The 22,136-nt window shown below is 44.0% G+C and carries 18 protein-coding genes, 1 other RNA gene and 1 other annotated feature; of the genes, 5 read left to right on the top strand and 14 right to left on the bottom strand.

The features are described 5' to 3' along the window. Nucleotides 1-30 precede the first annotated feature (30 nt). Nucleotides 31-1,308 carry a replication-associated recombination protein A gene (locus E4663_RS04160; protein ID WP_135326767.1) on the top strand — a complete coding sequence of 426 codons (1,278 nt, stop codon included), beginning with the start codon at nucleotides 31-33 and terminating at the stop codon, nucleotides 1,306-1,308. Nucleotides 1,309-1,412: 104 nt separating this feature from the next. Further along, a complete protein-coding gene (locus E4663_RS04155; RefSeq protein WP_135326766.1) occupies nucleotides 1,413-2,063 on the top strand; it encodes an RsfA family transcriptional regulator in 651 nt (216 codons plus the stop codon). A gap of 185 nt (nucleotides 2,064-2,248) precedes the next feature. Here E4663_RS04155 and ssrS read toward each other — a convergent pair. The 3 genes from ssrS to hisS all read right to left on the bottom strand — a co-directional run bounded on the left by ssrS (nucleotide 2,249) and on the right by hisS (nucleotide 5,564). Continuing rightward, nucleotides 2,249-2,445, bottom strand: a non-coding RNA gene (gene ssrS, locus E4663_RS04145) — 6S RNA. 64 nt (nucleotides 2,446-2,509) lie between these two features. Beyond that, entirely contained in the window at nucleotides 2,510-4,282 is a 1,773-nt protein-coding gene (gene aspS / locus E4663_RS04140) for an aspartate--tRNA ligase (RefSeq protein WP_135326764.1), read from the bottom strand. 1 nt (nucleotide 4,283) lies between these two features. Beyond that, entirely contained in the window at nucleotides 4,284-5,564 is a 1,281-nt protein-coding gene (gene hisS / locus E4663_RS04135) for a histidine--tRNA ligase (protein WP_135326763.1), read from the bottom strand. Between the two features lie 74 nt (nucleotides 5,565-5,638). After that, nucleotides 5,639-5,852: a binding site (T-box leader), on the bottom strand. A gap of 152 nt (nucleotides 5,853-6,004) precedes the next feature. Here hisS and E4663_RS04130 point away from each other — a divergent pair. After that, nucleotides 6,005-7,282, top strand: a complete 1,278-nt coding sequence (locus E4663_RS04130) for an N-acetylmuramoyl-L-alanine amidase family protein (protein WP_158290416.1) — start codon at nucleotides 6,005-6,007, stop codon at nucleotides 7,280-7,282. 129 nt (nucleotides 7,283-7,411) lie between these two features. Here E4663_RS04130 and dtd read toward each other — a convergent pair whose 3' ends face one another. The 7 genes from dtd to E4663_RS04095 all read right to left on the bottom strand — a co-directional run bounded on the left by dtd (nucleotide 7,412) and on the right by E4663_RS04095 (nucleotide 16,297). Beyond that, nucleotides 7,412-7,858 carry a D-aminoacyl-tRNA deacylase gene (gene dtd, locus E4663_RS04125; protein ID WP_135326761.1) on the bottom strand — a complete coding sequence of 149 codons (447 nt, stop codon included), beginning with the start codon at nucleotides 7,856-7,858 and terminating at the stop codon, nucleotides 7,412-7,414. A gap of 21 nt (nucleotides 7,859-7,879) precedes the next feature. After that, a complete protein-coding gene (locus E4663_RS04120; protein ID WP_079479562.1) occupies nucleotides 7,880-10,084 on the bottom strand; it encodes a RelA/SpoT family protein in 2,205 nt (734 codons plus the stop codon). A 146-nt stretch (nucleotides 10,085-10,230) separates the two neighbouring features. Then, on the bottom strand, nucleotides 10,231-10,743 hold the full coding sequence (locus E4663_RS04115; RefSeq protein ID WP_079479561.1) for an adenine phosphoribosyltransferase: 513 nt from the start codon (nucleotides 10,741-10,743) through the stop codon (nucleotides 10,231-10,233). After that, nucleotides 10,733-13,054, bottom strand: coding sequence for a single-stranded-DNA-specific exonuclease RecJ (gene recJ / locus E4663_RS04110; protein ID WP_079479560.1), 2,322 nt, complete (start codon nucleotides 13,052-13,054; stop codon nucleotides 10,733-10,735). Before recJ ends, E4663_RS04115 begins: the two co-directional genes overlap by 11 nt. Nucleotides 13,055-13,111: 57 nt before the next feature. After that, nucleotides 13,112-13,438, bottom strand: coding sequence for a LapA family protein (locus E4663_RS04105; protein ID WP_135326760.1), 327 nt, complete (start codon nucleotides 13,436-13,438; stop codon nucleotides 13,112-13,114). A 124-nt stretch (nucleotides 13,439-13,562) separates the two neighbouring features. Beyond that, nucleotides 13,563-15,848, bottom strand: coding sequence for a protein translocase subunit SecDF (gene secDF, locus E4663_RS04100; protein ID WP_079479558.1), 2,286 nt, complete (start codon nucleotides 15,846-15,848; stop codon nucleotides 13,563-13,565). A gap of 152 nt (nucleotides 15,849-16,000) precedes the next feature. Next, nucleotides 16,001-16,297: a post-transcriptional regulator gene (locus E4663_RS04095; protein ID WP_079479557.1), complete on the bottom strand. Its 297-nt coding sequence runs from the start codon at nucleotides 16,295-16,297 to the stop codon at nucleotides 16,001-16,003. A gap of 120 nt (nucleotides 16,298-16,417) precedes the next feature. Between E4663_RS04095 and spoVB the strand changes: the two genes are divergently transcribed. Continuing rightward, nucleotides 16,418-17,968, top strand: a complete 1,551-nt coding sequence (spoVB, locus tag E4663_RS04090) for a stage V sporulation protein B (protein WP_135326759.1) — start codon at nucleotides 16,418-16,420, stop codon at nucleotides 17,966-17,968. Nucleotides 17,969-18,126: 158 nt separating this feature from the next. Here spoVB and E4663_RS04085 read toward each other — a convergent pair whose 3' ends face one another. Beyond that, nucleotides 18,127-18,780, bottom strand: coding sequence for a DUF421 domain-containing protein (locus E4663_RS04085; protein ID WP_241657161.1), 654 nt, complete (start codon nucleotides 18,778-18,780; stop codon nucleotides 18,127-18,129). Between the two features lie 60 nt (nucleotides 18,781-18,840). Beyond that, complete coding sequence (locus E4663_RS04080) at nucleotides 18,841-20,127, bottom strand: ArsB/NhaD family transporter (RefSeq protein WP_079479555.1); 1,287 nt, start codon at nucleotides 20,125-20,127, stop codon at nucleotides 18,841-18,843. Nucleotides 20,128-20,269: 142 nt separating this feature from the next. Here E4663_RS04080 and E4663_RS04075 point away from each other — a divergent pair, with 142 nt between their 5' ends. Next, entirely contained in the window at nucleotides 20,270-20,644 is a 375-nt protein-coding gene (locus E4663_RS04075) for a TIGR04086 family membrane protein (RefSeq protein WP_241657160.1), read from the top strand. Between the two features lie 56 nt (nucleotides 20,645-20,700). Here E4663_RS04075 and yajC read toward each other — a convergent pair whose 3' ends face one another. After that, the gene (gene yajC, locus E4663_RS04070; RefSeq protein WP_079479553.1) at nucleotides 20,701-20,964 is read right to left on the bottom strand and encodes a preprotein translocase subunit YajC; all 264 of its coding nucleotides are present in this window, start codon (nucleotides 20,962-20,964) and stop codon (nucleotides 20,701-20,703) included. A gap of 15 nt (nucleotides 20,965-20,979) precedes the next feature. Continuing rightward, on the bottom strand, nucleotides 20,980-22,116 hold the full coding sequence (tgt, locus tag E4663_RS04065; RefSeq protein WP_079479552.1) for a tRNA guanosine(34) transglycosylase Tgt: 1,137 nt from the start codon (nucleotides 22,114-22,116) through the stop codon (nucleotides 20,980-20,982). Nucleotides 22,117-22,136 lie beyond the last annotated feature (20 nt).

The raw sequence follows: 22,136 nt of genomic DNA, 5'->3' as shown, positions 1-22,136 counted from the left end.
AGTAGCCTACAATTAGAAGGAGTTGGAACCATGAGTCAACAACCACTCGCTTATAAAATGCGACCATCCAATATAGAGGAAATCATTGGGCAATCTCACCTGGTAGGAGAAGGAAAAACCATCCACCGTATGATCAAGGCAGAACGCCTCGCCTCCATGATTCTATTCGGTCCACCCGGCACAGGGAAAACCTCTATGGCTACAGCACTTGCCAAAAGCCTTGGGATCCCCCATAAAACATTGAATGCTGTTACAGATAAGAAAAAAGACATGGAAATAGCAGTAGAAGAAGCAAAAATGCACGGCCAACTCGTACTAATACTAGATGAGGTACACCGCCTCGATAAGGCAAAGCAGGATTTCCTACTTCCTCATTTGGAGAGCAATCGGTTGACCTTGATTGGATGTACAACAAGTAATCCTTATCATTCTATCAACCCCGCTATAAGGAGCCGTTGCCACCTGTTTGAATTATACCGGCTCACGTCTGAGGAAGTAAAAGAGGCGTTACAGAGAGCCATGAAAGATGAAGAAAAGGGATTAGGGAAGCTGCATTTGGACATAGAGGATGATGCACTTGAGCACTTTGCGCAATCGTCTAATGGCGACTTGCGTGCAGCATTGAACGGCTTAGAATTAGCGGCATTTTCCACTCCCGCTGATTCGAACAACACGGTTCATATCGATTTAAACGTCGCCGAAGAATGTATGCAGAAGAAAAGCTTCTCCCATGACAAGGATGGAGATGCGCATTATGACGTTTTGTCCGCTTTTCAGAAATCGATTAGAGGAAGTGACGTAGATGCCTCCCTCCATTACCTTGGCAGACTAATTGAGGCAGGAGACTTAGACAGCATTGCAAGACGCATGGTCGTCATTGCCTATGAAGATATCGGTCTCGCGAACCCTCAAGCAGGTCCTAGAGCTTTGGCGGCTGTCGAGGCAGCAGAGCGAATCGGATTTCCAGAGGCAAGGATCCCCCTTTCTGTCGCTGTAACAGAATTAGCTCTATCACCTAAATCCAATAGCGCCTACAAGGCATTAGATTCTGCACTAAGTGACATCCGTAACGGAAAGAGCGGGGACGTACCAGTCCACTTGAAAGACTCCCACTACAAGGGCGCATCAGAGCTGGGACGAGGAATCGACTATAAATATCCCCACAATTATGACGGATCTTGGGTCGACCAGCAGTATCTACCAGATACGATCAAGAGTCGTACGTACTATGAACCAAAACAGACAGGGAAATTCGAACAAGCCTTAAGTCAAGTTTGGAAGAAGATAAAAAATCAGAAATCCACCTGAGTATAAACCTCACTCCTATTGGCTACACTACAACTAAATCTGAAAAACTACTTTTCTATAGACGAACAAACCCGACTGTAGAAATCAATAGGAGTGATAGAGCTATGCCTAAAGTTAGACAAGATGCCTGGTCTCATGAAGATGATTTATTACTTGCTGAAACAGTATTAAGACACATTCGTGAAGGAAGCACTCAACTCAGAGCTTTCGATGAAGTCGGTGATGTACTCAATCGTACATCGGCAGCTTGTGGATTCCGCTGGAATGCAGAGGTCCGTCAAAAATACGAACAAGCTGTAGGCCTTGCCAAGAAGCAAAGAAAAGAGAAAAAGAGAGAAGAAGCGAAACAACAGCCTGCCTTCTCTGCTGTAACTAGTAAACCAATAGAAAAAGAAGAAACATACCCTTCTTATACCTATCTGGAGAAAGAGCCGGATTACACTAGCAAGCCTGCAAGGAAAGAAACAAACTTCGATTTGAATCAAGTGATTCAGTATTTGAAAGAATTACAGAACCAGACCTATTCCACTCAAGCGAACATGAAGCAAGTGGAGCAACTCGAAAGTGAAAACGCGAGATTAACAGCCGAAAACGAGCAGTTGAATAGACAGTTAGAATCCATGTCAGAAGACTATCAAGCACTCATCCAGATCATGGACCGTGCACGTAAAATGGTAATGTTTGACGATCAGGATTCTTACAAACCACAGTTTAGGATGGAAAAGAACGGCAACCTTGAAAATGTTGCCCGTTAAGAATGAAAAACCCAAGCAAAGCTTGGGTTTTTCAGGTTGTTGAAGAAGTGTATAGTTTAGTTTTGTTAAGAAGCATAGAGTTTCACAGAAAAGCTTGCTCTATAAAAATTCCATATAAAAAAGAAAACCTCAGGAATGCCCTGAGGTTTTCTTTTTTCGCTATTCGTTATGTAATAAAATAAAAGATCAATCCCAATCGTGCCGTTGTTGTGGTAATGAGTTTTGAACCCGCTCTAGGCAGGTGGGTGCCCTGTTCCGGACTTCTTGCGTCCTCCCATCAGTGATGGTTAAGAGGCGTGCATTCCATCCGGAAACGCCAGGCTCCCGTCTCATAAATGTTCGGTCAAAACGTGCATTGAAACAACGTACACATCAGGATTGATCTCTTTTTACTGTAAGGTCATCATAGCATATTAACATGACCTTATCAAGAATCATATACAGATTTAATCTTGTTCTTTTTTCGACACTGTCTTCAAGTGAAGCTCTTCTAATTGTGCCTCGCTCACACTTCCTGGTGCATTCGTCATCAAGTCTGTCGCAGATGCCGTTTTCGGGAACAGGATTGTGTCACGAAGGTTCGTACGTCCTGCAAGTAGCATGACAAGACGATCTAGTCCGAAGGCAATCCCTCCATGTGGTGGTGTACCGTATTCAAGTGCCTCAAGTAAGAAACCGAACTGTTCTTGTGCTTCTTCTTTACTGAACCCGAGCACTTCGAACATTTGGTTTTGCATTTCTTTTTGGTGAATACGAAGGGATCCCCCGCCTAGCTCATAACCGTTAAGCACAATGTCGTAAGCTTCTGCGAGAACATTCTCAGGTTCGGTCTGCATCTTGTCCATGTCTTCCGCTGCTGGCATCGTGAATGGGTGGTGAGCAGCGTAGAAACGTCCGTCCTCTTCATCGTACTCGAACAATGGCCAGTCTGTTACCCATAGGAAATTGAATTGGTTAGGATCGATCATGTTCAATTCACGCGCAAGCTTTTGGCGGAGTGCTCCTAAGCTATCATGGACAACAGAAGTCTTGTCTGCAACAAACAATAACAGGTCTCCATCTTTAGCAGCAAGCTTCGTCATCAAGGAGGAAGCTTCTTCTTCCGAGAAGAACTTAGCGATTGGTCCGTTGAATTCTCCTTCTTTCACTTTCAGCCAGGCAAGTCCCTTGGCACCATAAACCTTCACATCTTCGGTCATTTTATCGATGTCTTTACGAGAGAAGCGATCCGCTTGGCCTTCGACATTGATTGCACTTACCTGACCACCAGATGCTACGGCGCCATTGAAGACTTTGAAGCCAGAGTCTTTCACGTCTTCTGAAATGTTGACAAGTTCCAAACCATAACGTGTATCCGGCTTATCAGAGCCGAATCGCTCCATTGCTTCATGATACGGCATACGAGGGAATGGTGTTTCGATGTCGATTCCTTTCACTTCTTTCATAACACGCTTCATCATCCGCTCTGTCATCTCAAGAATCTCGTCTGTAGATAAGAAGGACGTTTCGATATCCACTTGCGTGAATTCTGGCTGGCGGTCCGCACGCAAGTCTTCGTCACGGAAACAGCGAGCAATCTGATAGTATTTTTCAAAACCAGATACCATTAGTAACTGTTTGAAAAGTTGAGGAGATTGCGGCAAGGCATAGAATTCTCCTTCATGGACACGGCTAGGTACCAAGTAGTCACGAGCACCTTCTGGAGTACTCTTAGTCAGCATCGGTGTCTCCATTTCCAAAAATTCTTCCTCATTCAAGAACTGACGAATCGACTGTGTGGTAGCATGACGCATCTTGAATGTTTCCTGCATCTCTTGCCGTCTCAGGTCAAGGTAACGATACTTCAGTCTTAGATCCTCGGAAGTTTCCGATTGGTCTTCAATCATGAAAGGAGGGGTTTTGGACTTGTTCAGGACACTTACGCTTTCTGCTGCGATTTCCACTTCTCCTGTACCAAGATTGGCATTTACAGTAGCCTCGTCTCTTGCTACTACTTGCCCTTTCACTTCAAGTACATATTCCGTGCGGACATCCTCAGCAATTTGAAGAGCTTCTTTAGATGTTTCTGGATTGAATACGACTTGGACCATCCCTGAGCGGTCTCTCAAATCGATGAAGATCAGCCCGCCAAGGTCACGGCGTTTCTGCACCCAGCCTTTTAACGTCACTTCTTGCTCTAAGTGTTCTCTACGTATTGTTCCACATTTTGTTCGTTCCATCTTATTCGCCTCCGATCAATTGTTTTTTCATAAAGTCTACAATTTCGTCTAGCGCGACTTCCTGTTGATCTCCAGTCGCCATTGTCTTGACATTAATCACATTATTTTCAAGCTCCTGGTCTCCGAGTACCAATACATACTTGGCACCGATGCGATCCGCTGCTTTGAATTGTGCTTTCATCTTCTTACCTAGGTAGTCTTTATCGACTTGGATCCCTGCCTGACGAAGTTGATAGGTCAATCTTACTGCGGCTTTCTCTGCTTCTTCCCCAAGAGCCACCACGTACGTGTCTAACCCTTCATCAATTGGTAGTTCAATGCCTTCCGCTTCAAGAGCCATAAGAAGACGTTCGATACTCATCGCAAAACCGATACCTGAAGTTTCGGGCCCTCCGACCTCTTGGACAAGTCCAGTGTACCGGCCTCCTCCACTTAATGTCGTAATGGCACCGAACCCTTCCGCTTCACTCATAATTTCAAAGGCTGTGTGGTTGTAATAATCCAGCCCGCGCACGAGGTTAGGATCGATTTCATAAGCAATGCCCATTTCATCCAAGTACTTTTTCACTTCTTCAAAATAGTCCTCTGAGTAATCATTTAAGTAATCTAAAATGGAAGGTGCTGTGCTCATTGCCGGGTGTTCACGATCTTTCTTACAATCTAGAACGCGAAGAGGATTCTGATCCAAACGAACTTGGCAGTCAGCACAAAGTTCTTCACGGTGCGGGTCAAAGTGACGGACAAGCGCGTCTCTGTGTGCTTCACGACTTTCTTTGTCCCCTAGACTGTTCAAGACGAGTTTGAGTGATTTCAACCCGAGCTCTTCGTACGACCCAAGCGCTAAGGCTAACACTTCTGCATCGATTGCTGGGTCATCGCTTCCTAAGGCCTCAATTCCGAACTGTACGAATTGACGCTGACGCCCTTGTTGTGGACGCTCATATCGGAACATCGGTCCCATGTAGAAATATTTTGTCGGCTGATTCGGTAAGCCGTAAACTTTATTCTGCACATAAGAACGGACAACAGAAGCTGTTCCTTCCGGTCTCAATGTGACACTTCGTCCACCACGGTCTTCGAAGGTGTACATTTCCTTCTGCACAATGTCTGTGCTGTCTCCTACGCCTCGTTGGAACAGTTCCGTGTGTTCAAAGATTGGCGTGCGAATTTCTTTATAATTATAACGACGGCACAAATCCGCCAGCTGTCTTTCTACATATTGCCACTTTTCAGAAGTACCCGGTAAAATATCCTGGGTCCCACGTGGAGCATTCATACTCATTTGTCATTCCTCCTCATCGTTTCGAAAACCATTTCTTTCCATATAAAAATCCCGTCCCTTTTCTCTTTGACGAGAAAAGGGACGGGATTAACCGCGTTGCCACCCTAATTGAAGCTTATGCTTCCACTTAAAACAGTTAACGCCTGCATACGGCTGCATCTACTATTGTTCGGTGCAGCACCTAAGAAATGTCTTTCACTCATTCATCATGTAAGAATGCTTTCAGCCAGGGGGCACTCTCTCTCTGTTCATCTGGGGACGAGCTACTTTTTTCCTCAATGGTTTTTGTCGATTCTTTATAGAATTGATTATAATCATATAGCCTGCTTCTATGCTGTGTCAAGCTGTTCTATAAAAAAATCAAATTTATCTTTTAATGAAGAAGGTCTACATTTGATGGATATCGAATAATGAAGCGTAGACGTATAGGAGGTATCTTGATGGGAATTCGATTACGGTCTTTGGTTATCCTACTCGGGATTATATTAATGAGCTCCTCTTCATCCGTTTATGCGGATGAGGTGGTTGTCGAAGTGGATGATCTTAACGTTCGATCTGGTGCCGGGCTCCATTTCGATCAAATCATGCAAGTGGAAAAAGGTCAAGAGTTCAGCATTTTAAAGGAACAGGACGAATGGGTACAAATCGAAGCAGACGGCCAGAAAGGCTGGATTGCTAAATGGCTGACAAAAGAAAAAGAGAGTTTAGACACAAACACAGTCATAGTAAACACAAGCACCCTTAATGTCCGGAGCTACGCTGACACGGATAGTGAAATTGTAGGCTCTTTCCACCGCGATGACACCGTCAAGTACATAACCCAAAAGGACGACTGGTACCAAGTTCAAACGACAAGCGGCCAAGAGGGTTGGATTGCCGGTTGGCTTGTGAAGGAAGTAGAAGGTGAATCTCACACTACAGAGAGCGATGTTGTAAAAAGGGCTAGTCCAGACGGAATTACAGCCGAAAGGATCCAGCTCTTGTATAACCATACTAACCTTCGAAGTAGCCCTTCCACCAAGTCTCGGGTTGTCGGTACAGAAAACGAAGGAGAAACACTACAGGTTGTAGAGAAACAAGGAGACTGGTTCAAAGTTAAGTATAAAGGCAGTTACGCATTTGTAGCAGATTGGATTGTTCTAGAGAAAGAGAGCAATTCCGATCAAGCAGATGGAAACCTGAACGGAAAGAACATATTAATCGATGCTGGCCATGGAGGTCGAGACTCCGGCGCCATTGGGGTAAGCGGAGCTTTTGAGAAAGATTATACCCTAAAGACCGCACTGGCATTGAAGGAAGTGCTAGAAAGTAATGGGGCAAATGTTCAGATGACACGGAAAAGTAATATTTATCTGCCACTCTTCCTTCGTAGCTATTTCTCGAATTCCTCCAGCGCAGATGTCTTTTTGAGCCTTCATTACAACAGTACACCACAAAATACTGCAGCGAGGGGGATCAATACTTATTATTTCCACGAACGAGATCAGAACCTTGCAACCTACGTTCAACGGAATATGATCGAAGCTACAAACTTCCAAGACAGAGGTATTAAACATGGAAACTTCCACGTCATCCGGGAAAACCATAAACCCTCTCTCCTATTAGAATTAGGATTCCTCTCCGATCTTGATGAAGAACATATTATAGAGCAAGAAGAATATCATTCAAGGGTCAGTCAAGGAATCGCTGAAGGGCTAATTGCATATTTTCAGAACTAGAAGAAGCATCTCCACGAAGAAATTCTGGAGATGCTTCTTTCATGAACCGTATCGGAGGATATCACAGGTCCATCGCCTATCTAAAAAGTAAAAAAATCCTGTAAACCTAAGGTTTACAGGATTCTATAATTATCGATCTTTACTTTCAAGGATTAAGGTAACAGGACCGGAATTCGTCAATTGAACATTCATCATAGCACCGAATTCTCCTGTTTCAACCTGAACCCCTTCATTCTTCACCATATCATTAAAAGCTTCATATAACTTCTCAGCCTGAGGAGGTTTAGCAGCTCCCATGAAATTTGGGCGCCTCCCTTTACGGGTATCGCCGTAGAGAGTGAATTGTGAGACCGACAATAACTTACCTCCGATATCAAGTAAAGACAAGTTCATCTTCTGCTCTTCATCTTCAAAGATACGCAAATAAGGGATTTTCTTCGCTAGATAGCGGGCGTCCTCTTCTGTGTCGTCGTGGGTCACCCCAAGAAGGACGACCAGTCCGTGTGCTATTTGGCCCGTTGTATCACCAGCTACTTCCACTGATGCATCAACAGCTCTTTGTACCACAGCCTTCATTCGGTCTTCCTCCTTTGTCGATTACTGCATTACACGTCTAACAGTGTACACTTCTTGAATTTGCTTAATTCGTTCAACAATCTTTCGTAGGTGACTAGTATTTTGAATCAAGATCGTAATATTAATGGTTGCCATCTTATTTCGATCTGATTTGCCCGAAACAGCAGTAATATTAGTCTTCGTTTCGTTGACAGCTTGCAATACCTCATTCAACAATCCTCTGCGGTCATATCCCCAAATCTCAAGGTCCACGTGGTATTGCTTAGAATCAGTTACAGAAGTCTCCCATTTTACAGGAAGAAGTCGCGACTGTGCTTCTTCGGTCTTCACATTCGGGCAGTCCGCACGGTGTACCGAGACACCTCTCCCTTTCGTAATATAACCGACGATGTCGTCCCCAGGAACAGGATTACAACATTTCGACAAGCGCACTAGAAGGTTGTCTACCCCTTCTACACGGACACCGGAGTCTTTCTTGCCGGTCTTCGAAGGCGTTTTGATTTCCGTCGTACTGACGTCAGCAAGCGTCTGTTCAAGGTCTTGCTCTTTCTGTTTCTGTTTACGAAGCTTCTCTGTCAGCCTTGTGGCGATTTGCGCGGCTGTAATTCCTTGGTATCCTACCGCAGCAAACATGTCCTCTTCATTGGAAAAGTTGAACTTTTCAGATACACGGCTAAGGTTATCCTGTGTAAGGACATCTTTCGGTTGGATTCCGAAATTGTGAATTTCCCTCTCCACAAGCTCTTTCCCTTTGACGATATTCTCATCTTTTTGCTGCTTCTTGAAGAACTGTCGGATCTTATTCTTCGCTTGGGACGTTTGAGCAAGCTTGATCCAATCTTTAGACGGACCATAGGAGTGCTTCGATGTCATGACATCTACTATGTCACCAGTGTTGAGCTGGTAATCGAGCGGCTCCATTTTTCCGTTCACTTTCGCACCAATGGTTTTGTTCCCTACTTCAGTATGGATCCTGTAAGCAAAATCGATCGGAACAGAGCCTGAAGGTAATTCGATCACATCTCCCTTTGGTGTAAACACGTACACCATATCGGAGAATAAATCCACCTTCAAGGATTCCATGAACTCCTCTGCATCATGCGTTTCACTTTGCCAATCAAGAATTTCGCGGAACCATGTAAGTTTCTCTTCGAAAGATTGCTCTTGTGCTATTTGTTTGCCTTCTTTATAAGCCCAGTGAGCCGCAATTCCAAACTCGGCAATTTCGTGCATTTCATGCGTACGGATTTGAACTTCTAAAGGATCCCCTTTTGGTCCGATCACGGTAGTATGGAGGGACTGATACAAGTTCGGTTTCGGCATAGCTATATAGTCCTTGAATCGACCAGGCATCGGTTTCCAGCACGTATGAATAATTCCTAAAACAGCGTAACAATCTTTTATGCTGTTCACAGTAATTCTGACGGCTAACAAGTCATAGATTTCATTAAATTGTTTGTTCTGAAGTACCATTTTACGGTAGATGCTGTACAAGTGCTTCGGTCTTCCGTTCAATTCGGCATCGATGTTGACATCCTGCAATTGATCCCGGATCTCATCGATGACTTCCTCGATATAATGTTCCCGCTCATTACGCTTCTGTTTCATTAAATGAACAATCCTGTAATACTGTTGAGGATTCAAGTAACGGAGAGCAGTGTCTTCCAACTCCCATTTAATCGTTGAAATTCCCAAACGATGTGCTAATGGAGAGAAAATCTCCAGTGTTTCATTTGAGATTCTCCGTTGCTTCTCGGCAGGCAGATGCTTCAATGTGCGCATGTTATGGAGGCGATCAGCCAATTTGATTAAGATAACACGTATATCCTTAGCCATTGCAACAAACATCTTCCGGTGGTTCTCTGCTTGCTGCGCCTCTTTCGATTTGTATTTAATTTTCCCGAGCTTAGTAACTCCATCTACGAGCATTGCTACTTCAGGATTGAAAGCCTCTTCAATCTCTTTCAGCGTAATCTCCGTATCTTCCACGACATCATGAAGAAACCCACCAGCGATGGTTTCTGGATCCATTTCTAAATTGACAAGGATTCCAGCCACTTGTATGGGGTGGATTATATACGGCTCTCCAGACTTGCGAAACTGCTGGCTGTGCGCATTTTCAGCAAACTGATAAGCTCGACGTATGAATTCTAAGTCAGACTCGTTCAAGTATCGACTCGCCTGCTCTATGACTTCTTCGGCAGTCAGAACTGTATCTTTAGCCATTCAATCACCCTAGTTTCTTTTAACTTACTAAAAAAAGATAGTTAATTCTCATTATCAAAAAAAGTCGAATAAATGTAAAGGAATATGTGGTCAACTTATGGTAAAACAAAGAGCGCCCACATGTCGGGGCACTCTATGAAATCAACTTAGTATTGCATTAATGTTAATACATCGTAACCATCTAGTTTGTCACGACCATTCAAATAAGTGAGCTCAATAAGGAAAGCACATCCTGCTACTTCCCCACCAAGCTGCTCGACTAAATCAATCGTCGCTTCGATTGTTCCGCCAGTAGCTAATAAATCATCAACAATTAATACGCGCTGACCAGGTTTGATCGCGTCTTTATGAATAGTCAAGATGTCGTTACCGTACTCTAGACCGTAATCTACTTTAATCGTCTCTCTAGGTAGTTTACCTTCTTTCCTCACTGGTGCGAAACCAATTTCAAGAGCGTAAGATACAGGGCATCCTACGATGAAGCCTCGGGCCTCGGGTCCGACTACGATGTCGATATCTTGCTTCTTTGCATATTCTACAATTTCGTCTACAGCTGATTTAAACGCTGGACCATTATCCATTAGAGGTGTAATGTCTTTAAACTGTACACCTTCTTTTGGCCAATCTTCTACGATGGCAATATGCTCTTTATAGTCCATGAAATACTTCCTCCTTGACGATCTTTGACTGCTTCTTTAAATGTTGGTTAAACCAATCCTTCAACTCTTTGTATGTGGAATAATACAAGGTTTGTTCTATACGTAGTTGTTCCTCACGTTGTTGATATAAAACTGATTCCTGCAAATCCTTTTTTGATGGTTGGGAATTGATCGTAACAAGTCCATTCTCTATTTTAACAAAATCGAGTTCAAAAAACACCTGTGAAATGAAATCGACCATGGAGCGGTCCCAACCTTTGCGTTTGGCAAGTTTTTCTGTGTCCACTTTCAGGTTGAAAGAACCACGTTTCACAAGCATACCATAGAACCATTTGAAATGATCACGCGTCGGCCATGTCTTCAAGAATGTACTTTCTTCAACCCGGTAGCAAACATACAATTTGCTAACAGAGACCTCACCTAAAAGATTCTTTAAGTCTTCCATCGTTTCAGGCAGATCTAGAAAAATCAGACCATCAAGGTGCTCACCTTTCAGTTCTTCAGGTCGATGTACTGGCAATTGATGAGGTGCTTCGTTTATCCCTTGGAAAGAAACGGCTTTGAATGTTTCGTTTGCTGGAATATCGATGCTTTTCTCCACGTGCCTTGATCCCCTGAGATCGAAAAGTTGCCAATCCTTTACGCATAAATCTTTAATCATGATTTGCAAATTCTTTCGGCCATTCCATTCGTTGATTCCGAGTTCGCCCACTAAATCCAGCGTATCTGCAGGTGCAAGCTGGGCATACACATCCCCCATACCGAACGCAATGCCATCGACTTTGGCATCGTTTTTTTGGAAATTGAATTTCAAATGATTCTTCTTACTTCCGATTAACCGGATTTCTTTTGGTGCATGTTGAATGTGAAAAAGCGGCTTTGGATTTCCCATACCGAATGGGCGCAATTGATTGACTTCATCGATTTGCTGGAGAGAGATTTCATCCAAAGGTACTGTTGTCTCCACTTCCAGTACTTGCTGGTAATCTTCCGGCTCTAACTTCTCTTCAGCAAGCTTAATCAAATCCTGTCTCAATTCGTCGATCTGGTCTACCTCGAGCGTCATACCTGCAGCTTGAGCATGTCCACCAAAATGGACAAAGCGGTGTCTCACTTCCATGCAATTCGCGAATAGATCAAATGCATCGATACTTCTAGCAGAGCCTTTCGCTTTACCAGTTTCTGAATCGATGCCAAGAACGATTGCAGGACGATCAAAAGTCCGGACGAGTTTGGATGCCACAATCCCAAGTACACCAGGATTCCATCCTTCTTTTGCGACGATGATGACATTCTCTTGATCGGGACCTCTTTCTGCCAACATTTCTTCCGCTTCCTTGGCAATCTGAGCGACGATTTTTTGCCGCTCCTGGTTCAACTGGTCAATGAACTTGGCAATCTCAGAAGCTTCCTCAAATGTTTCAGATAGAAGCAACTCTACTGCCGGCGTCGCGTCTTGTAACCTCCCGACAGCATTCAACCTAGGACCTATTGTGAAACCGATCGTTTCTTCATTCATATCTCCTTCAATGCTGCAAATATCTCTAAAGGCAAGAATACCCGGTCGTTTCGAGCGAGAAATCGCTTGAAGCCCGATAGCAGCTAATACACGATTTTCACCGTGTAGAGGTACCAAGTCTGCAATCGTCCCTATTACTGCCAAATCAAGCAGTTCCTTTGGAAAACGGCCAAGCAAAGCTTGGGCGAACTTGAAAGCAACCCCCACTCCTGCAAGCTCCTGAAAAGGGTAGTCTGTTGACGTCTTCGGATGAATGATAGCATAAGCATTCGGCAACACTTCTTGCACTTCGTGGTGATCGGTAATGATCAAATCAAGACCAAGCTGCTTTGCTACCTCAGCCTCATGCATCGCAGCAATACCTGTATCTACGGTGATAATGACAGAGAATCCAGAGTCTTTTGCAAACTGAAAAGCCCCTTCATTAGGTCCATACCCTTCAGTGAAACGGTTCGGGATATAAAAATCGCAATCCGCTCCCGCTTCCCTTAATGCCTCAATCATTAAAGTGGTTGAGCTGACACCGTCAGCGTCATAATCACCGAAAACAAGGATCGATTCTTGATCTGCAATTGCTTGTTTTACTCGATCGATTGCTTTCTTCATCCCGTCCATAAGAAAGGGATCATGTAACTGGTCAATCGATGGATGCAAAAACTGCTCAATTGCTTCCGGGCTGGTAATATTGCGCTTTGATAATAGTTGTTGAGTAAGCGGCGTTAGCCCATTATGCATAACGTCACTGTTCTCATTACTATATGTAAATTTCCATTTCATTTTACTTTGTAACATACGTTCACCCCTGACCTGTCTATTATACTAGAGCAAACCAGGGGTAGCAAACGCAAGTTATGTGGTTTTGTAAGTTGTGTCTTCTTCCTCCTGCTCCTCTTCCTTAGCAGGTTCATTGATCGCTTCGGGTTCCGCCTGACCCTTCTCTTGAAGCTTCCGGGACAGTGAACGATTCTCCCGTTTCAACTTAAAGTAGCGGACCGCTCCAACAGAAGCTGTTACCAGACCTCCAAGTAATACGGATATTAAAATTACTAATATAAGTGGAGCTTCACCAGAACCAAACAGGAAGTTCACTTGTACAGGATCTACATTGATGACAGCGAAGACTGCGATTACAAGCGCAAATAAAAGAGCCAATATAATATAGGTCTGCCCCTTCATATCATCATCTCCTTTCCAAAATGCTAGTAGTATGAATATACCCCATTGCTGTGATTTTCAACCAAGTGGCAATTTAGACAAAAAAAGCATGGAACCCTTCAAGAGTTCCATGCCTAGGCCCACCTTATACTTGTGGTCCACCACTATTTTTCTTCTTCACAAATTGGATCGGATTATCCTTAATGTTTCGCCCACGCCATACTAACCATAGCTGAGAAGCGATAAACAGGGAGGAGTAAGTCCCTGCAATTAAACCAATCACAAGCGCGAATGAGAAGTTCGTAATCGACGAAGCACCGAAAATGAGGAGCATCAACGCTGCAAAGATGACGGTCAGCACCGTATTGATACTCCGGGCTAACGTCTGCATTAAACTTTCGTTTACTACTTGAGCAAGCTCCTTGAAGCTCTTCACTTTCTTCCTCATCTTCAAGTTTTCACGTATCCGGTCGAAGGTTACAATCGTGTCATTGACAGAGTAACCGACAATCGTAAGGATCGCTGCAATGATCGTAATATCAAACTCTACCCTAGTGATACTGAACAATGCAATGATGAAGAACGCATCATGCAATAGAGCGATGATGGCCGTCAAAGCAAAGAAGATTTCAAATCGGATCGTCACATAAATAATGATTCCGATTGATGCATAGAGAACAGCTAGTGCAGCGTTCTTTGCAAGTTCTTTTGCCACGACTGGTGATACAGTACTTACGTTTGGCGCACTGCCGTATTCGTCTTCATAATACGACTGAATGTCAGATATCGTATCTTTATCCAGTTCCTTGTCGAACCTGGCAATAGCGATCTCACCATTTTCACCTGCGGAGACGACCTGCTCTGGAGTTACGCCAAACTCTTCATCGAGTGTCTGTTCCACTTGTTCAAGGTCAATATTCCCTTGATCAGATAGGATGGATACGCGAGAACCATTCGTAAAGTCGATCCCTAGATTCAACCTGAATAGTGCAAGAGCCAGAATCCCTGCTACAACAAGGACAATAGAAATCGTAAAGAATCGTTTACGAAGGCCGACGAAATCAAATTTACGTCCCATCACTTTCGCTTCTACTTCCTCACCTGCTTCGATATCTTTAATATCTTCAGGCTTCACGCCAAACCATTTCGGACGCTTGTTCAAGAATCTGCTCTTCACCCAAAGCCCCATGAACAATCTTGTTCCGTAAACGGCTGTGATGAAGCTTACTAAGATACTGACAATAAGCATGGTCGCAAACCCTTTTACAGAGCTTGTACCGAAAATGAACAGTACGGTCGCTGCAATCAATGTCGTAATATTGGCATCCATAATGGTAGAAAGGGAACGCTTATTACCCGCTTTATAAGCGGACATTACGGATTTACCAGCTTTTAATTCTTCCTTGACGCGTTCATATGTGATGATGTTCGCATCGACAGCCATACCGACACCAAGTATCAAAGCTGCGATTCCTGGTAGGGTTAAGACCCCGTTCATCCATTCAAAGACGACGAGAATTAAATAAATATAAGTAGATAACGTAACGACTGCGATAACACCAGGGAAACGGTAATACGCCATCATGAACAAGAAAATGATTGCGACTCCGATGAATCCTGCAAGAATCGTTTTGTTCATCGCTTGTTCACCGAACTGTGCTCCGACAGACTCGGAGTAAATTTCGTCCAATTCAGCTGGCAAAGAACCAGCATTCAAAATATCTGCAAGATCCTTGGCCGATTCAACGGTGAAGTTACCGCTGATTTCAACGTTCGTACTCCGGATCGGTCCTTCTCTGAATCCTGGAGCAGAAATATAGGCAGGATCCTCTTTTCCGTATTCTTCAGCGAAAGTCGTATCTTTTTCGCTGTAATCCAGCCAAATGACCATGACATTATCCGGATAAGGCGTAGATGGATCGTCGCCTTTATCGACTATGTCAGAAGAGACATCATACATCTTGCTAGCACTCTTCAGTTCAATCGTTACGACAGGCTCATTGGTCCTTGAATCGAACGACTGTTGAGCACTTCCTTCAACTAGATCCGAACCATCTAAGTATTTCTTGCCGTCTGTACCTCTAAAAGTCAACTCAGCCGTTGTGGAAAGCAGATCACGGGCTTGTTGTTGATCTTCGACACCTGCAAGCTGGACACGAATACGTCCACCGTCTTCGATGTTGATATTCGTTTCACTGATTCCAAGTGCGTTGACTCGATCATCCAGTGCAGCAGCGGTTGCTTCTAATACTTGTTGGTTTACTTCTTGATCTTCATCTACTGGTTGAACCTCGTATAGGATTTCAAATCCACCCTGGAGGTCAAGACCTAATCGTATATCTTTTGTAACGCCTGTTACCGTCATACCGATCGTACCAGCTAGTACAACTAGTATGAGTAAAAAGGCGACAATACGCCCCCGTTTGACCATATTGTAATATCCTCCTTTGAATCGTGACACATCTTATCTTTTTCTATTTTTAAAAGAGATGCTTCCTTCTCATTATTGTTTCCGTAACAATTTTACTACTTTTTAGATATTTGACAACCTATAGTTCTGTCTACGTAAATCGTAAAGATATTTTAAGAACCGCTCTCGGGATGCGTGACGGCTTCTATAGAGGCTAATAAGTCCTCGTCCTGATAAGCATCAGCCGTTAAGTAACTGACATATGTATGGCTGCTCAGATGAAACACATCTTGCACGATTTCATAGAGTCGCTTTTCCGGCTCGCCCTTCCATACTTTCTTGACGAGACATTTCCACACTTCTTCTTTCGTAGCGTTGTCATATCCTAGTAGCCGCAATTCTTCCAACTTACTTGTAAGTACTGGATCAATTTGACCTTTCCATTGATGAACTGTTTTCGCTTCGTACATCGTGGCACTCCTTATCACTCTATTTGATGAAATTCGTATTGCCTGTCATGCCTTGTCCACCTTAGCGCATATACTTCATTGTATCGGAATTTAATAACTTTGAGAAGGCGGATTGTCCTTATGTCAAAACAAACCTTTCTTCAAGGGGCTTTGATTCTTGTTGCTGCAGGACTGATCACAAGGGTGCTTGGCTTTATTAACCGTATCGTCGTCGCCCGTGTGATGGGTGCTGAGGGTGTCGGGCTTTACATGATGGCACTGCCGACTTTGATATTGGCCATGACACTGACTCAGTTCGGGTTACCTGTTGCGATCTCGAAGCGAGTCTCTGAAGCAGATGCTGTCGGAGATGAGAAGAAGATCAAGCAGGTCTTACTTGTCTCCCTTGCTATTACAGGAAGTTTGAGCATCCTTTTTACTGTCGGGATGTTTTTGTTATCTCCCGTTGTCGCCAAATATTTCTTAACAGATCCAAGAGCCCTTTATCCATTGCTTGCCGTTACACCTATCATTCCCATTATCGCTGTATCATCCGTCATTCGGGGCTATTTTCAAGGTCGCCAAAATATGAAACCACAAGCCTTTTCCCAAGTAATCGAGCAAGTCGTCCGAATCGGGTCAGTCTTTTTCTTAACGAAAATGTTCATGCCTTATGGAGTACAGTTTGCGGCAGCTGGAGCTATGTCAGCAGTCGTTCTTGGCGAGTTAGTGTCGCTCGTTTACATGTTGAGACAATTCAAATTGCAGAAACGATTCAAGCTAAGAAGAACCTGGCAACACCATATTGCAGAAGGCAAAAAGACACTGAATGAGCTGATGACGATTGCCCTTCCAACTACCGGCAGTCGTTTCATCGGATCGCTGACGTATTTCTTTGAACCGATACTTGTTGCACAAAGTCTTGCGATAGCTGGCCTAGCTGTTGCTGAATCAACGAGACAATACGGTGAACTTACAGGATATGTTCTCCCGCTCTTGTTTCTTCCCACCTTCTTGACTCATGCCCTGTCCGTATCACTCGTGCCTTCTATAAGTGAGGCAGGTGCAAAAGGACATAAGCAGACCATACACTACCGAATCATGCAGTCGATGAGGCTGTCTCTTGCATCAGGTGGTGTGATCACGATTGTTTTCATGATTTTTCCGGTTGTGATTCTGACAACAGTCTACGGGACGAGCAGTGGGGCATTCATGCTTCAGTTTATGGCACCTTTCTTTTTACTACACTATATCCAGACACCATTGCAAGCAAGTCTTCAAGCACTCGACCTAGCACGACCAGCTATGTGGAACACGCTGATCGGTGCGGTCATCAAATTCGTTGTCCTTGTCGCATTAAGTTCAAGACCTGAGTTTGGTATCCGGGGTGTGGCAGTCGCTATTTCCATCGGAGTCGTGGTCGTTACGCTACTTCACTTAGGAGTACTGATGAAACATAAGGTGGTAACTTTCCCGACATTGTTATTTGGAAAATTCGCCATCATCATGGCAATAACAGGCTGGACCGGCTTTACGATGAAACAGTGGATCAACTTGAACAGCGTCGAGCACCTCCTCATGGTCGCTGCCATGCTGAGCGTTATTTATATAACCCTCCTCTTTGCTTTCAAATTGTTAACCAAAGAGGAATGGAACATGATCCCATGGAACCGTTGGCTCCACAAAAAATAACCGCTCTTAAAGCGGTTATTTTGGTTGTTTGAATGAATATTAATATCTGTTCTGCGATACAAGAAGTGACTACGAACGTTGCTGAAATCCCTTCTTAACAGGAAGCTCAGCGGACGCCCGTGGAAAGCGCACACGAAAATAACCGCTCCTAGAAGCGGTTATTTTTTGTATTCATCTTTCTCATCCATCTGCACTTCTCCTTTGTCATTGATCGTACATAGGGAGACGTCTTTGACGGATTCGAACCCTTGCTTCTTCACTTCTTCCAACAACCAATCTTCACTTTTATCGATGTTCCTAAGACCGCTTTTTTCAATATGTCCATCTGAGATAAGCACCACAGCATAATCGGAAGTCCCATCCTCTTTCTTCTCAAATACAGACAACTTCCCAGAAGGTTCTAAAATGGCATATTCTACGTCCTGGACTTGTTGAATTCCCTGCTCTCGCAGCTGTAATAACAAATCATTGAAATTATATCGTTGGCGGCGCATTTCATACTCATCGACTGCCCCGTGTTTAATAATTACGGTGGGCCTCCCATCAAACCAATTACGGAAGGTTTGGTTTTTCAAAGAGAACCACGCACTGAATAATTGAATGAGAAGCAGGACAACCATTGGCAAAATGGCATGCCAGTATGGGGCGTCCGTATTTTCAATAAGGTAGACGGCGATTTCTGCAAGCATGACAAACACGACTAAGTCCATCACGCTCAGTTCTCCTATCTCCCTTTTCCCCATAAACCGGAACACGAGCAAGATGATGAAATAGGTGAGAATCGTACGTAAAATGATCGAGAGTGCCAACACTTCAGCCACGACCTTTCAAAAGAATTCCTCTTTATAATCTCACCTATTTTTATCATTTTATTAAAGGAAAGGTATCAGGTAGCGGAAAAAGATGTAAACCGACGACATAGCGAGCGAAAGGATCAAGATTGGAATACCGTACATAGAGAAGCGGACAAACGAAATTGGTTGATTGTAACTAGCAGCGAGCCCTGCTACTACAACGTTCGCAGAAGCACCGACCAGTGTTCCGTTGCCTCCGAGACATGCACCTAATGCGAGCGACCACCAAACCGGGTCGACGTTCATCATCCCGTACCCTTGAAGTTCTTGAACGACAGGTATCATCGCGGCTACAAATGGTATGTTATCTACAATCCCTGATAAAATCCCCGAACTCCATAGCATTACCATTGATGTGATCGGCATATCCCCTCCTGAGATCCATACCATCCCTCTTGCCATCTCATCAATTACTCCTACTGTCTCGAGACCTCCTACAAGCATGAATAATCCCATAAAGAAGAATAGTGTCACCCACTCTACTTCCTGGAACACATGCTCTACATCCAGTTCTTTATCCGTCAAGAAAAGTAATAAGAGTGCACCACTAACTGCAATTGTCGTAATATCCATATGAACAAAGGGGTGCATCATGAATCCAATGATCGTAAGGGCTAGTACAGTAAGAGACTGAATGAGAAGTTTGGACACTTTCAAATGCTCAAAGGCATCCATTCTCATGAGTTCTTCTGCAAGCTCTTTGTTGTAGGTCATTTTTTTACGAAATAATGCAACGACTATGGAAACCACGGCAAGGAAGATAAGGGCCACAATCGGACCTAGATGATAAAGGAATGAAACGAAGCTGAAATGTTCTACCGCCTGTCCGATCATTATGTTCGGTGGGTCGCCAATCAACGTCGCTGTTCCTCCTATATTGGAACAGAAAATCGTCATTAGCAGATAAGGAAATGCAGGCAGCTTCAAGCGATCGATCAAGGACAGTAATACAGGTACAAAAAGAAGAACGGTCGTCACATTATCAAGAAAGGCAGATCCAACTGCGGTGAAGGTTGCTGTTACGAGAAGCAACGGAACCGGCCTCCCCTTCACAAGTTGCGCGAGACGAATGGCTACGAACGTAAAAACACCTGTCTTTTTTGTAATCGAGACGAGTACCATCATGGAAAACAGCAGCGCGATCGTCTGCCAGTCGATAAATCCGAAAGCCTCTTCCCATTGATAGACATTCGTAATCAAAAGAAGCACGCCGCCTGCGAGTGCTACAAGAGCTCTATTCCACTTTTCGGTCATAATCAAGACGTAACTTACGATAAAGATGAGTAAGGCCAACATAGTAGACATAGATCTTCCCCTTTTACAGCGACTTTTCTTTATATCTATTCAAGTCATTCGGAAAATATCTACTTCTATCTATGTGGACATCTTGCATATAGTGAAACGACAAACTCTTTTAGAAGAGAGAGGAGGAAACACTGTGAAGAAAATGGTTCAAGGGGTACTTGGCTACGGGGTCGGTTCGATTTTTGTTCTCATGATTATGTTCGCCGTATTCTTAGCTCTACTCTTACGATTCACTTCGATGGATTATCAAACACTCAACCAAATTGCACTCATCTCCGGAATCAGTATTCTGGCATTCGGTGGAATGTTAGCGGCGTATAAAAGTGAAGAAAAAGGCTGGTTATCGGGTGGAATGACAGGGCTGATCTTTGTCATGGCTATGGTACTCTTCCAAGTCATTTTTGAGAATCAATGGGTGTCCTTACCACAGCTGAGCTATTTCGGAGGGTTAGTACTTGCCGCCTGGCTTGGCGGTATGATCGGCGTTAACCTGCCTCGTAGGACCGTGAAGAGGTAACACATAAGAAAACAAAGAAATCCCGTTACAATGTGTAACGGGATTTCAGCATCCTATTAATCTTCATTCAGTTTCTCACGAATCGAAGAGCGATCGAATCTCATTTGTGTACCGTCTTGGACAGTAAGTACAAGTGATCCTTCATCAATAGCATGAATTGTACCATGCATGCCTCCGATTGTTATAATTCTATCCCCTTTTTGCAAATCCGCCTGCATTTGTTGAACCTTCTTCTGTTTCTTTTGCTGTGGACGGATCAATAGGAAATAGAAAATGACAAACATTAGGATAATAGGTAATAGTCCTACTAATGTTTCCATTTAACTTCCCCCCTTCTAAAAGTTCTTTGCGTTCGGTTTATTAAAACCATACTGCTCAAAGAATTCTTCTCTAAAGTCACCGAGTCGATCTTCTCTAATAGCGTCACGCACTTGCCCCATTAATTTTAACAGAAAATATAGGTTATGATAAGTCGTAAGCCTAATGCCGAATGTTTCATTCGCTTTTACCAAGTGACGGATGTATGCGCGACTGTAATTTCGGCATGTGTAGCAGTCACAATTCTCATCAAGCGGACGGAAATCACGCGCGAACTTGGCATTACGTACGACAAGACGACCGTTTGATGTCATACACGTTCCATTACGGGCAATACGTGTCGGTAATACACAGTCAAACATGTCGATTCCTCTAATACTTCCGTCGACTAAGGAGTCAGGAGAGCCGACGCCCATGAGATATCTAGGCTTTTCTGATGGTAGTAATGGAGTTGTAAATTCAAGAACACGGTTCATGACATCTTTAGGCTCACCGACAGAAAGCCCTCCAACAGCATACCCTGGAAAGTCCATCGATGTGAGGTCCTTTGCACTCTGGCGACGCAAGTCTTCGTACTCGCCACCTTGGATAATACCAAACAACCCTTGGTCGTGAGGACGTTGATGCGCTTCAAGGCAACGCTCCGCCCAACGACTCGTGCGTTCTACAGAATCTTTCATATACTTATGCTCTGCAGGATAAGGAGGACATTCATCAAATGCCATCATAATATCCGCCCCTAGGTCGTTCTGAATGCGCATCGCCTTCTCAGGAGAAAGAAACAGCTTCTCTCCACTGATGTGGTTTCGGAAGTGGACGCCTTCTTCTTCAATCTTTCTCAGGTCACTCAAACTGAAAACCTGAAACCCTCCAGAATCGGTCAATATAGACCCGTCCCAGTTCATGAAGTTATGAAGCCCACCAGCTTCTTTAACGATGTCTTCTCCAGGGCGTAGCCACAAGTGGTAGGTGTTCGAAAGAATGATCGGTGCACCCATCCGCTCCAGTTCATCCGGGCTCATCGTTTTCACAGTCGCCAGTGTCCCAACCGGCATGAACATCGGTGTTTCGAATGAGCCATGTGGTGTGTGAACTTTACCATACCGGGCGCCTGTTTGTTTACATGTGTGAATTAATTCGTATGTGATCGCCATAATATTGGATCCTTTCTACT

The sequence above is a fragment of the Halobacillus salinus genome (assembly GCF_004684905.1).
In the GTDB taxonomy this organism is placed as follows: domain Bacteria; phylum Bacillota; class Bacilli; order Bacillales; family Halobacillaceae; genus Halobacillus; species Halobacillus salinus.
The sequence above is the reverse complement of the archived record's forward strand: the minus strand, read 5'-3'. Positions and strand labels throughout refer to the sequence as shown.

Coding starts and splice junctions, on each gene's coding strand:
- E4663_RS04160 (WP_135326767.1), top strand. CDS start 31: ATGAGTCAACAACCACTCGCTTATAAAATGCGACCATCCAATATAGAG.
- E4663_RS04155 (WP_135326766.1), top strand. CDS start 1,413: ATGCCTAAAGTTAGACAAGATGCCTGGTCTCATGAAGATGATTTATTA.
- aspS (WP_135326764.1), bottom strand. CDS start 4,282: ATGGAACGAACAAAATGTGGAACAATACGTAGAGAACACTTAGAGCAA.
- hisS (WP_135326763.1), bottom strand. CDS start 5,564: ATGAGTATGAATGCTCCACGTGGGACCCAGGATATTTTACCGGGTACT.
- E4663_RS04130 (WP_158290416.1), top strand. CDS start 6,005: ATGGGAATTCGATTACGGTCTTTGGTTATCCTACTCGGGATTATATTA.
- dtd (WP_135326761.1), bottom strand. CDS start 7,858: ATGAAGGCTGTGGTACAAAGAGCTGTTGATGCATCAGTGGAAGTAGCT.
- E4663_RS04120 (WP_079479562.1), bottom strand. CDS start 10,084: ATGGCTAAAGATACAGTTCTGACTGCCGAAGAAGTCATAGAGCAGGCG.
- E4663_RS04115 (WP_079479561.1), bottom strand. CDS start 10,743: ATGGACTATAAAGAGCATATTGCCATCGTAGAAGATTGGCCAAAAGAA.
- recJ (WP_079479560.1), bottom strand. CDS start 13,054: ATGTTACAAAGTAAAATGAAATGGAAATTTACATATAGTAATGAGAAC.
- E4663_RS04105 (WP_135326760.1), bottom strand. CDS start 13,438: ATGAAGGGGCAGACCTATATTATATTGGCTCTTTTATTTGCGCTTGTA.
- secDF (WP_079479558.1), bottom strand. CDS start 15,848: ATGGTCAAACGGGGGCGTATTGTCGCCTTTTTACTCATACTAGTTGTA.
- E4663_RS04095 (WP_079479557.1), bottom strand. CDS start 16,297: ATGTACGAAGCGAAAACAGTTCATCAATGGAAAGGTCAAATTGATCCA.
- spoVB (WP_135326759.1), top strand. CDS start 16,418: ATGTCAAAACAAACCTTTCTTCAAGGGGCTTTGATTCTTGTTGCTGCA.
- E4663_RS04080 (WP_079479555.1), bottom strand. CDS start 20,127: ATGTCTACTATGTTGGCCTTACTCATCTTTATCGTAAGTTACGTCTTG.
- E4663_RS04075 (WP_241657160.1), top strand. CDS start 20,270: ATGGTTCAAGGGGTACTTGGCTACGGGGTCGGTTCGATTTTTGTTCTC.
- yajC (WP_079479553.1), bottom strand. CDS start 20,964: ATGGAAACATTAGTAGGACTATTACCTATTATCCTAATGTTTGTCATT.
- tgt (WP_079479552.1), bottom strand. CDS start 22,116: ATGGCGATCACATACGAATTAATTCACACATGTAAACAAACAGGCGCC.